Below are 11,905 nucleotides of genomic sequence, written 5' to 3'. Positions count from 1 at the left end.
ATCGGATAGACAACACCACCTCATCTACGGGGCTATCTGTTTTATTTTTCTGCCATTAATACCTAAGGGCACTTATAGACCTGACCAACCATTTTGCTATCAAGGGGTACAAAGCTACCCAGCAAATTCTCTGATGGACTGTTTACGCCATAGATGACGTTTCCACCAATTTCAGCCGCTTTATTGCGTAAATCATTGGCTGCACTGCGCATAGAGCTGCTCTCGCCGCTAACACCATTGAGCCAGTTGCTTTGTGTACCGGTAATTTCGCCTAACCGCTGGCATTCACTGCCCGGTTGAATCTCCACAAATTGCACATTAGCACCAGCGGAGGTTAACTGATGATTCGTTGTACATCCTGCCAATAATAACACTGACGCACCAAGCAAAATTTTAATTCGCATAACTTCCCTCATTGGTTATAGGAATTTCTACCATGATGATAAATATACCCTTTTGTTTTCAATTAAGACAAAAAAATAAAAAGGCGAGCAAGTTTTTCCTGCTCGCCTTCAAAGTTTTGTCCTAACGGATGGGCAATTCCATCATCAGGATGAACAGCATTACATCATGCCGCCCATTCCACCCATGCCACCCATGCCGCCGGCTGCACCTAAGTCAGCTTTGTCATCTTTAGGCAGTTCAGTCACCATCGCTTCGGTGGTGATCATCAGGCCAGCGATAGAAGCTGCGAATTGCAGTGCAGAACGGGTTACTTTAGTTGGATCCAAGATACCCATTTCGATCATGTCGCCGTACTGTTCAGTTGCAGCGTTATAACCGTAGTTGTCTTTACCTGCTTTCACGTTGTTCACAACAACAGAAGGTTCTTCACCTGCGTTGTCTACGATCTGACGCATTGGCGCTTCCATGGCACGCATTGCAACACGGATACCCACGTTCTGATCTTCGTTGTCACCAGTCAGACCAGCGATAGCGCCAGCAACACGAACCAGAGCAACACCACCACCAGCAACAACACCTTCTTCTACAGCCGCGCGAGTTGCGTGCAGAGCATCGTCAACGCGAGCGCGTTTTTCTTTCATTTCAACTTCAGTCGCTGCACCCACTTTGATGACAGCAACACCGCCTGCCAGTTTAGCTACGCGCTCTTGCAGTTTTTCACGGTCATAGTCAGAAGTGGATTCTTCGATTTGCTGGCGGATTTGAGTAACACGTGCAGCAATTGCACCTTCCTCACCTACGCCATCAATGATAGTAGTAGTGTCTTTGTTGATAACAATACGTTTTGCCTGACCCAGATCTTCCAGAGTCGCTTTTTCCAGCTCCAGACCGATCTCTTCAGAGATAACAGTACCGTTAGTCAGAGTTGCGATATCTTGCAGCATCGCTTTACGGCGATCACCGAAGCCTGGTGCTTTAACCGCAGCAACTTTCACAATACCACGCATGTTGTTAACAACCAGCGTTGCCAACGCTTCACCTTCAACATCTTCAGCGATGATAACCAGAGGCTTGCTTGCCTTGGCTACGCCTTCCAGAACTGGCAACAGTTCACGGATGTTGGAGATTTTTTTGTCAACCAACAGGATGTATGGGTTTTCCAGTTCAACAGCACCTGATTCTGGTTTGTTGATGAAATAAGGAGACAGGTAACCGCGGTCGAACTGCATACCTTCAACAACATCCAGTTCGTCTTCCAGACCAGTACCTTCTTCAACGGTGATTACACCTTCTTTACCGACTTTGTCCATCGCTTCAGCGATCAGTTTACCTACAGTTTCGTCGGAGTTTGCAGAGATTGTACCAACCTGAGCAATAGCAGTGGAATCAGAGCAAGGTACGGACAGTTTTTTCAGCTCCTCAACGGCAGAAATAACTGCTTTGTCGATACCACGTTTCAGATCCATTGGGTTCATGCCAGCAGCAACAGCTTTCAGACCTTCGGTGACAATAGCTTGAGCCAGTACTGTTGCAGTAGTAGTACCATCGCCTGCCGCATCATTGGCTTTAGAAGCAACTTCTTTAACCATCTGCGCACCCATGTTCTCGAATTTGTCTTCCAATTCGATTTCACGTGCTACAGATACACCGTCTTTAGTGATAACCGGTGCACCGAAAGATTTATCCAAAACTACGTTACGGCCTTTAGGACCCAGAGTAACTTTAACTGCGTCAGCCAGTACATTCACACCGCGTAACATTTTGCTACGAGCATCATTACCAAATTTTACGTCTTTAGCTGCCATTGTGTCTTTCCTTTAAATTCGTTCAATTAAGAAGATCTAAGCGCAAGAGATTAAATTACGCTTCAACAATTGCCAGAATGTCGCTTTCAGACATGATCAATACTTCTTCATTATCGATCTTCTCTGTTTTAACGCCGTAACCTTCATTAAAAATGACGGTATCACCCACTTTTACATCCAGCGCTTTCACTTCCCCGTTTTCAAGGATGCGACCATTGCCAACTGCCAAAATTTCTCCACGGGTGGATTTGCCCGCAGCAGAACCAGTCAGAACAATCCCGCCAGCGGATTTTGATTCAACTTCTGTACGCTTGACGATAACGCGGTCGTGTAATGGACGAATTTTCATTGATAGATCTCCTATAAATAAAGTCCATATCAGGTAAGAGGATTGATACCAGAACCCAACAGAACCAGTACCATGAAGCTACAAGTTGGGGCTTAAGATCGGTACTTCAAGGGTGTCGCCAAAAAATATTTTACTTTTTTATTACCCATTGAAATTTCAATCTAAGCAGACACCATTATTTTTTATTATGTTCACTGCCAGATTCATCATGATTTTTTTGATCATCTGGTTTCTGATCGCCCAATGTGTAGGAAGCGTCATCTTGCCTACGCTCATACTCTCCCTCAAAGGTCTGCCCGTTCTGGTGGCTCGAGCTATGATTATTCGAACCATAAAAGGCATTGGGGCGGTAAAAATTGATATGGGGCAATAGCTTTGCCGTCAGAAGTTTCTGTACAGGAGGCAGCAGCAACAGCAACCCGAGAAAATCAGTGAAAAAACCGGGCACAATCAGTAAAAAGCCCGCAATGACCAAAGAAACACTTTTGATGGCTTCTTCGGCAGGGCTTTCACCCGCCGCAATTTTTTGCTGCATGGACATGAAATTCTTAATGCCCTGATTACGTACAAGAGATACACCAAGACAAGAAGTAAGAATAACCAGCAGCAGAGTCAGCAAAACCCCGACTTCAGAGGCAATCCGGACAAACAGGACAGACTCGATGTAAACCAGCAGGCATATAAGAATAAGTGGGAGCCAGCGCACGTGGTTCTCCTTTCATTATTTATTTGTCGTTCACATTATTTATTGTTCATCGCAGTAAATATCGCTCATCGCAATATTTATCATTCATATTGCGCCAAATACACACAATATGGCGTTAGATCACATAATGTGGGGATGATAGTAACAGTTTTCAATACTTCAGGGAGTTGACTTTCCATCTCTGTAATCGTGACTTCAATCACACATATGTGATTTCATTAATAAAATAGCACTATAAAGTGATCCAGGTTCAAGGCATTTATAATAAATCCACATATGATCGCGCACACAATTCCATGATAAGTGATTAATATCAAGGCAATTGTCGCCGGCAACATTATTCTAAACAAACACGTAATAGAACAGTAAAAAAACGTATCCAATTTTAAGAAGGTTCTCATGTCAAACAACATTCGTATCGAAGAAGACCTGTTAGGTAAACGAGAAGTCCCTGCTGATGCCTATTATGGTATTCACACTCTGCGTGCGATTGAAAACTTTTATATCAGTGACCGTACTATCAACGATGTCCCAGAGTTCATTCGTGGCATGGTCATGGTGAAAAAAGCTGCGGCACTGGCAAACAAAGAACTCCATACTATTTCAGGAAAAGTTGCAGATATTATTGTCAAAGCTTGTGATGAAGTCCTCAATACTGGCAAATGTATGGACCAATTCCCTGTTGATGTCTTCCAAGGCGGCGCAGGTACTTCTCTGAACATGAATACCAATGAGGTACTGGCGAATATCGGTCTGGAATTGATGGGACATAAAAAAGGCGAATATGAGTACCTGAATCCGAATGATCACCTGAACAGAAGCCAGTCAACCAATGATGCTTACCCTACTGGTTTCCGTATTGCTGTCTATAACTCATTGATGCAACTAATTGAATCCATTGAGTTGCTGAAAGCAGGATTCGACAGAAAAGGCGCTGAATTCGACGATATCCTGAAGATGGGCCGTACCCAGTTGCAAGACGCTGTTCCAATGACACTGGGCCAAGAATTCCGTGCTTTCTCTATTTTGTTGAAAGAAGAAATCAAAAACATCGCCCGCACGGCAGAACTGCTGCTGGAAGTGAATCTCGGCGCGACTGCGATCGGTACTGGCTTGAACACTGCGCCAGGTTACCAACAGTTGGTCATTGAAAAATTGGCCGAAGTCACAGGATTACCTTGCCAACCAGCAGAAGATTTGATCGAAGCGACTTCCGACTGCGGTGCTTACGTGATGGTTCACAGCGCGTTGAAACGTTTGGCTGTTAAGATGTCCAAGATTTGTAATGACTTGCGCCTGCTCTCTTCCGGCCCTCGCGCTGGCCTGAACGAAATAAATCTGCCAGAATTGCAGGCAGGTTCTTCAATCATGCCAGCTAAAGTTAACCCGGTTGTGCCAGAAGTTGTTAACCAGGTTTGCTTTAAAGTCATTGGTAACGATACCTGTATCACTATGGCAGCAGAAGCCGGTCAGTTGCAGCTTAACGTCATGGAACCCGCGATTGGTCAGGCCATGTTTGAATCTATGTCTATCCTGAGCAGCGCTTGCCGTAATCTGGTTGAAAAGTGTATCGACGGTATTACAGCCAATAAAGAAGTGTGCGAAAGCTTCGTATTCAACTCTATTGGTATCGTCACTTATCTGAACCCATTCATTGGTCACCACAATGGCGATATCGTGGGCAAGATCTGTGCTGAAACCGGTAAGAGCGTTCGTGAAGTTGTGCTGGAGCGCGGCTTGCTGACCGAAGCTCAGTTAGATGATATTTTCTCCGTTGAGAACCTAAAACATCCAACTTATAAAGCAAAACGTTTTGATGACTGATTAAATGTTTATAATAACGAGTTCGTCTTAATTATTAAGGCACGCCATTCCAACCGGAAGCGTGCCTTTTTAATTGTCTGCAAACACAAAGTATTAACCATAAGTTTTCATAAGATCAAATAAATTAAGGAGTACGTAACATGTTAGCCGTAGAATTGGTTATTGTTCTGCTGGCCATTTTACTGGGGGCACGATTAGGGGGAATAGGTATTGGTTTTGCAGGAGGTATTGGTGTATTAATCCTTGCAGCCATTGGTGTTAAACCTGGCCATATTCCATTTGATGTTATCTCAATTATCATGGCTGTTATCGCAGCAATATCTGCCATGCAAGTGGCGGGAGGGCTGGACTATTTAGTTCAGCAGACTGAAAAATTACTGCGAAGGAATCCGAAATACATCACCATCCTGGCACCTATCGTCACTTATTTTCTGACTTTATTTGCCGGCACGGGGAACATTTCATTGGCAACGTTGCCCGTTATTGCAGAAGTCGCCAAAGAGCAGGGTATCAAGCCTTGCCGGCCACTTTCCACCGCTGTTGTCTCTGCTCAAATCGGGATCACGGCTTCCCCTATTTCTGCGGCAGTCGTTTACATGGCATCAGTTATGGAAGAGCAAGGCATCAGTTATATTCACTTGCTGATGGTGTTACTACCCGCAACGTTTTGTGCCATCATTCTGATGTCATTCATTATTTCATGGCTTTTTGATTCCAGGCTGTCTAATGATCCAATTTATCAAAAGCGCCTTGCGGATAATCTGATAGAAATGCGCGGTGCCAGCCAAATTCAAATCAAGCCCAAAGCAAAATTGTCTGTTTTCCTGTTCTTGCTGGGAGTCATTAGTGTTGTCATCTATGCCATTATCAACAGCCCGAGCGTTGGTCTGGTTGAAAAACCGCTGATGAACACCACCAATGCCATTCTCATCATCATGCTCAGTGTTGCCACCCTCACCACCGTCATTTGCTCAGTTGATACCGATGCCATCCTGAACTCAAGTACCTTTAAAGCGGGCATGAGTGCATGTATCTGTATCTTGGGTGTTGCATGGTTGGGAGATACTTTTGTACAGGCTAATATTGACTGGATCAAAGAGACGGCGGGCAGCCTGATTCACGCCCAACCGTGGCTGCTGGCAGTCATTTTCTTCTTCTGTTCAGCGTTGCTCTATTCACAAGCAGCCACAGCGAAGGCTCTGATGCCAATGGCACTGGCGCTGCATGTTACGCCATTAACCGCGATTGCTTCTTTCTCTGCGGTTTCCGGTCTCTTTATCCTGCCAACATATCCGACATTAGTTGCGGCGGTGCAGATGGATGATACAGGAACCACGCGTATTGGGCGTTTTGTCTTCAATCACCCATTCTTTATTCCGGGAACCATTGCCGTTGTCTTGGCTGTCGCATTCGGCTTTCTGTTTGGCGGCATGATCTTGTAGTTTTATTAATCGAACATTGGAAAATATTATTTCAGGGGCAAGTAACGCCCCTGAAATATCTCCATCGTAAAAATCTTTTTTCTCCCCCCAGAACAGCATTGTATTAATATTAATCAAGTGGCTTTCTGCTATGAGCGTCATCGGTTATAGTGCTGACTAAATAAATTTAACGATACAGGCAGGCCAAAGATTACTTATGATGAAACGTATTCTCATGTTATTTCTGCTGTTCAGCGGTATCGCTTTTTCTCCTCTCAAAGCCAACGCACTGTTTGAACAACCGGGGCAAAGTCTCTACCTCCCCGCTGATCAGGCATTCATGTTTGATTTTCAGCAACAAGGAAATAAACTCACTCTGAACTGGGATATCAAACCCGGTTACTACCTCTATCGAAAACAATTCAGGATTATTCCCAAGCAAGCTTCATTGGGTGAAATGGTTTATGCCAAGGGAATAGATCATGAGGATGAGTTTTTTGGGAAGAGTGAAGTTTATTTCCAATCAGCGCGCATTGATGTTCCTATTTTATCCGCCACCAATGACGCTTCTCTTGAGATAATTTATCAGGGATGTGCAGAGGCGGGTTATTGTTATCCTCCTGAAACATTAAGCGTACCATTACAAGCGGTGGTTGCTTCAGACCAATCAAATAATGAAACCGCAGTATTGCAACAGGAAAGTCCCCCAACCAAAGAACATAATGTTCCATTTTCCCCATTATGGGCGTTGTTGATTGGCATTGGCATCGCTTTTACGCCTTGTGTATTACCCATGTATCCGCTGATTTCCGGCATTATCTTAGGACAGAAACGCCCCGAAAGCCTGAAACGAATATTTTGGCTCGCCATGAGCTACGTTCAGGGAATGGCGCTTACTTATACCTTGCTTGGACTAATCGTCGCGGCTGCGGGTCTGCAATTTCAGATTGCCCTGCAAAGCCCTTACATTTTGATCGGACTGTCAGTGCTATTTATTTTGCTCGCCCTATCAATGTTCGGGCTATATAACCTGCAACTTCCTTCTTCTATCCAAACTCGTTTGGTGGATTGGAGCAACAAACAGCAAAGTGGCTCTTATATTGGCGTATTTAGTATGGGTGCCTTAGCCGGGTTGATTGCCTCTCCCTGCACTACTGCACCACTCAGCGCCATTTTGCTCTATATCGCCCAAAGCGGTAATACGCTGGTTGGCGGCCTGACTCTTTATCTTTACGCACTGGGTATGGGGTTACCGCTTATCGCTGTCACATTATTCGGCCACAAACTCCTGCCTCGCAGCGGCCCGTGGATGCAATACGTTAAAGAAGCCTTCGGGTTCATTATTCTGGCTCTGCCAGTATTCTTACTGGAGCGCGTTCTTGGTGACACATGGGGCATCAGATTGTGGAGTATGCTGGCGGTTGCGTTCTTAGGATGGGCTTTCGCATTAACATTAAACAGCAAAAACGGCTGGCTGCGTGTTTTACAAATTCTCTTGCTGGCTCTGGCACTTATCGCTTCACGCCCCTTGCAAGATTGGATGTGGGGAATGCCTACGGCAGAACAGCAAAAGACAGCAATAAAATTCCAACAAATTAGTGACTGGCAAGAATTAAGCCAAATTTTAGCCGCAAATCGCCATCAGCCGATTATGTTGGATTTGTATGCTGACTGGTGTGTGGCCTGCAAGGAGTTCGAAAAATATACTTTCCGTGATCCACAAGTACAGGCACAATTGAGTCAATTCCTCCTGTTACAGGCAGATGTCACAGATAACGGGCCAAAACAGAAAGAATTACTACACAAATTGCAGGTAAGAGGACTGCCCACTATCTTGTTCTTTGATATTCAAGGAAAAGAGTTAATCGATTCACGAATCAATGGATTTATGAATGCAGAACGTTTTAACCAGCATGTGCAGCAACTACAACACTTACAACAAAAATAATCTGGAAGGAGAGCCACCGTGCAACGTGAATATGTGCTTAGCCATGCCCTGAACTTATTGGAGCAACATGGCCTGTCAGCAACACTGGAGACACTTTTAACTCCCCTGAATATTGATATTGACCATATAAAACATTTTTGGCCTGATCGTGAAGCCCTGCTCTACGACTGCTTACGCTACCACAGCCAACAGATTGAAATCTGGCAACGCCAAATCCTGCTGGATGAAGATTTGAACCCTGAACAAAAGTTATTGGCACGTTTTGATGCTCTCAAGGAAAAAGTACAGGAACAGCGTTATCCGGGTTGCCTGTTCATCGCGGCTTGCAGCACTTTCCCTAATGCAGACCATCCGATCCATCAATTGGCAGAATTGCAAAAACAAAACTCCTTTCATTACTCAACGGAGTTATTGCAGCAACTCGATATTGAAGATGTTCAACAAGTCGCCAAACAGATGGAGCTTATCCTTGAAGGATGTCTAAGTAAGCTACTCGTGAAAAGAGATCTTGAAGATGTCCTGACGGCAAAACTGCTGGCTGAAGATATTCTAACCATCGCAAAATGCCGAAAAAATGGGGCGTTAAGTTAATAAAAAGCGGCCCAAGCTGAATAACCACACTAAGTTGGTATAAAAATACAGCGAACAATCAATTTTAATGATTTTTTCGCAGAAAGTGTTTGACGGATTGGGCTGAATACGGTTTAATGCGCCCCGTTAGCCCGGATAGCTCAGTCGGTAGAGCAGGGGATTGAAAATCCCCGTGTCGGTGGTTCGATTCCGCCTCCGGGCACCACTTCAACTTCCAGTGAAGTCCAGCCCAGTCAAACAATTTCTCTCAAACCCAGCAAAATCAACACCCTTTCTTATTTTTAGGTCTAGTTTCGTCTGTTGCAATCAAGATGCAGCGAAGGGCATAATTCGGGGCACTTACCGTTCGATTACAAGGATGCCCTTAATAATGAAACTAAACGCACGACAAATCGAAACTGCAAACCCATTGTTATACCAGTGAGGACGAAGCTGGCTGTAATAACCTGTTATGTATTGGATAATAGAATGGTAAGCTTCTCTAAAATTTGCATATCCCGCCAAAGGAACCCATTCGCTTTTTAAGCTCCGGAAAAAACGTTCCATCGGGCTGTTATCCCAGCAATTTCCACGCCGGCTCAGGCTTTGTTTAATACCATAACACTGCAATAATCGTCTGAACGCTTTGCTGGTATAGTGGCTAACCCGAATATCATGCCCAAGCTAAGCAACAAAGCTAATTTTTTTGTTTCTCATTATGAAATATCCTTGCCATTATTATCAAAAATAGTCCTACGCCAATCGCTATTAGGACGATTCGCATAAGCAATTTCCGCCGGAAAAATATCCCCTTGCATGTTATTATCTTTTGTTTTCGTGTTGTTCCAATTTGCTGAAAAATGAGTATATTTAGACCATATCAATAAAAAATTAGGGGGAAATGAGAATTGAACGATGCAAAGCGGGTGATTTCATGTCTAAATACCCCGCTGCTTGCGGCGGGGGTGTTTATTTAAATGGCGATTACACAAATTTAGAAACAGCGTCCACAAAATACTAAACAAGGTTTGTCTTTATTTCCAAATGCAATCTTTTTTTTCTGCGTCATAAGCCTCCAAATTCTCCTCAAAATCCACTTGTTTCCCTTTTTTATTTATATATGTGAAACCATAGATTCTTGCTCCCTGTGAAGTAATAGTATAGGTTCCATTTACTTTACCTTGAATCATTTCATTCCATACCGTTGTGTTCATATATGGTCGATCCTTACTTAATATTTCAGACTCTTCTTTAACGAGAAGAATCGGTATAGAAACATTCGACTTCTCATACTTAACATAGCTAAGGCTGGCATTATCTTTCTTTGAATAAACATTAACCAATTTTATATTGGTTGGTTTTTTATTATCGGAAGTCAAACATCTAAATTCACTAGACAATTCAGAAGAAAACGCATTAAAAGATAATAGTGTTAAAATAGAAAAAATAACTTTTTTATTCATTTTAATTTCCTCTTCCTTCTCTTCCTCCTCTTTCTCTTCCTCCTCTTTCTCCTCTTTCTCCTCTTTCTCTTCCTCCTCCTTCTCCTCTTTCTCCTCTTTCTCTTCCTCCTCCTTCTCTTCCTTCTCCTCTTAAGGCTGCAATTCTCCTGTTTATATAATCGGGGATTTCACGTCTTGCTATTCTATATGTTTCGCCACCTAACTCACGAGCTGTGAAAGGGTTTGCAGTGAGCAATTCTCGTGCTCTTTCATATCCATTCAAAGCCTTATCCCTGTCCTTCGCCGGTCCTCGTTGTCTTGTATCAGGATCATGCCAAAGTCCCCATGCAAAAGAATAAATCTTTTGATTGTAGATAGAACTACGAGTAAATTCGAATTCATTGTTATTTAACAATTGATTCAGATGGCCTGCTCTCAATACCCTAATTGCATTTTTAAAATGATTCAATCTATCGTCATAACCATTGAATCCCCCATTGATAACAGCAGTCACATTATTAAAATCATCAGCTTGAGAAGAGTTAAAGACATTGTTCCTCCATATTTTATAGTACCAAAATGCGGATAGCACGCTATGTGGTGAAGACAGTAATTTATCCCGGTTTTCATCAGAAGAAGTTACATCTTCGTTAATATATTCACCATAACGAGTATATTTCACTCTGTGTGTTAGTTGAATTAAACCCCGCCCATACCAAGGATTATATGATGCATTTTCTCCTCCGATTTCTTTCGTGTATCGTAATTGACCACTTTCATGGAATACTTGTGCTAAAAAGTGGGCTTTTTCTCGGCATGTAGTAAAACCAAATTGATTAAACCCATCATTAAATGCAGCCAAATTGTTTTGAAGTCTTACCCTTGGTACACGAGGTAATATGTTTTGCAGTTCAGCTAGAGTAATATCTCTATCACATGCACATCCGTGAATTACCCGCACTTCCAGCACATGTCGTCGCTTAAGTTGATGGATTGACAATCCCTGTAAGGTAGAACCACGGAAATGTTCTGAATTTTGTAATTCCTGCGCTTCCCACCCTTGAATTGTAGGATACCCATCACTAAGCATACCCAATGTGATGTATTGGTACTCATGCCTGTCCAATATAGCAGTTGACTTAACATGGGAATTGGCTTCTCCAGTTTCCTGACGAGGAGTTCGTTTGACGATTTCATCCGCTAATGGTTGTGCTGATATGGATAAGATGACTGGCATTGGTGGAAGGTCTGTTTCTCGTAACAAACCAGTTCCATCCGTAATCCCCGTTCGTTCAAGACTTGGATTCCCCCGGCTTTTCAATTTATAAGGCACACCTGTTAATGGTTCACCCTCTTCATCTACAAGCTGCAATTCAATCCATTGCTTCAATATACTTAGGCAGTTAATGCAATCCGATTGTTCTAACTGACTCAT

At 43.3% G+C, this 11,905-nt stretch carries 10 protein-coding genes, 1 tRNA gene and 1 pseudogene; 5 read left to right on the top strand and 7 right to left on the bottom strand.

Features of this window, described 5'->3' with window-relative positions:
* Window positions 1-62: 62 nt before the first annotated feature.
* The 4 genes from Xenpb_RS00700 to Xenpb_RS00685 form a co-directional block, all read right to left on the bottom strand.
* Entirely contained in the window at window positions 63-404 is a 342-nt protein-coding gene (locus Xenpb_RS00700; protein ID WP_187652639.1) for a DUF4156 domain-containing protein, read from the bottom strand.
* Window positions 405-563: 159 nt separating this feature from the next.
* Window positions 564-2,210, bottom strand: coding sequence for a chaperonin GroEL (groL, locus tag Xenpb_RS00695; RefSeq protein ID WP_099115674.1), 1,647 nt, complete (start codon window positions 2,208-2,210; stop codon window positions 564-566).
* Between the two features lie 55 nt (window positions 2,211-2,265).
* A complete protein-coding gene (locus Xenpb_RS00690) occupies window positions 2,266-2,559 on the bottom strand; it encodes a co-chaperone GroES (RefSeq protein WP_010846340.1) in 294 nt (97 codons plus the stop codon).
* A 175-nt stretch (window positions 2,560-2,734) separates the two neighbouring features.
* Entirely contained in the window at window positions 2,735-3,265 is a 531-nt protein-coding gene (locus tag Xenpb_RS00685) for an FxsA family protein (RefSeq protein WP_187652638.1), read from the bottom strand.
* Window positions 3,266-3,664: 399 nt separating this feature from the next.
* On the opposite strand from Xenpb_RS00685, the gene aspA reads away from it, so the two are divergent.
* The 5 genes from aspA (at window position 3,665) to Xenpb_RS00660 (ending at window position 9,254) form a co-directional block, all read left to right on the top strand.
* Window positions 3,665-5,089, top strand: a complete 1,425-nt coding sequence (gene aspA / locus Xenpb_RS00680) for an aspartate ammonia-lyase (RefSeq protein ID WP_187652637.1) — start codon at window positions 3,665-3,667, stop codon at window positions 5,087-5,089.
* Between the two features lie 140 nt (window positions 5,090-5,229).
* Window positions 5,230-6,531 (top strand): anaerobic C4-dicarboxylate transporter, encoded by a 1,302-nt coding sequence (locus Xenpb_RS00675; RefSeq protein WP_187652636.1) that lies wholly within the window; start codon window positions 5,230-5,232, stop codon window positions 6,529-6,531.
* 196 nt (window positions 6,532-6,727) lie between these two features.
* Window positions 6,728-8,458, top strand: coding sequence for a protein-disulfide reductase DsbD (locus Xenpb_RS00670; protein ID WP_187652635.1), 1,731 nt, complete (start codon window positions 6,728-6,730; stop codon window positions 8,456-8,458).
* A gap of 18 nt (window positions 8,459-8,476) precedes the next feature.
* On the top strand, window positions 8,477-9,049 hold the full coding sequence (locus Xenpb_RS00665; RefSeq protein ID WP_187652634.1) for a transcriptional regulator: 573 nt from the start codon (window positions 8,477-8,479) through the stop codon (window positions 9,047-9,049).
* Between the two features lie 129 nt (window positions 9,050-9,178).
* Window positions 9,179-9,254 (top strand) — tRNA-Phe (locus tag Xenpb_RS00660).
* 134 nt (window positions 9,255-9,388) lie between these two features.
* On the opposite strand, the pseudogene Xenpb_RS00655 reads toward Xenpb_RS00660, so the two are convergent.
* The 3 genes and pseudogenes from Xenpb_RS00655 to Xenpb_RS00645 all read right to left on the bottom strand — a co-directional run.
* Window positions 9,389-9,697 (bottom strand): annotated as a pseudogene (locus Xenpb_RS00655) (integrase core domain-containing protein); the annotation flags it as partial.
* A 365-nt stretch (window positions 9,698-10,062) separates the two neighbouring features.
* On the bottom strand, window positions 10,063-10,491 hold the full coding sequence (locus Xenpb_RS00650) for a hypothetical protein (protein WP_187652633.1): 429 nt from the start codon (window positions 10,489-10,491) through the stop codon (window positions 10,063-10,065).
* Window position 10,492: 1 nt separating this feature from the next.
* Window positions 10,493-11,905 carry a hypothetical protein gene (locus Xenpb_RS00645; protein ID WP_187652632.1) on the bottom strand — a complete coding sequence of 471 codons (1,413 nt, stop codon included), beginning with the start codon at window positions 11,903-11,905 and terminating at the stop codon, window positions 10,493-10,495.

The sequence above is a fragment of the Xenorhabdus sp. PB62.4 genome, assembly GCF_014467285.1.
GTDB lineage: Bacteria > Pseudomonadota > Gammaproteobacteria > Enterobacterales > Enterobacteriaceae > Xenorhabdus.
This window is presented reverse-complemented; position numbering and strand designations above follow the sequence as displayed.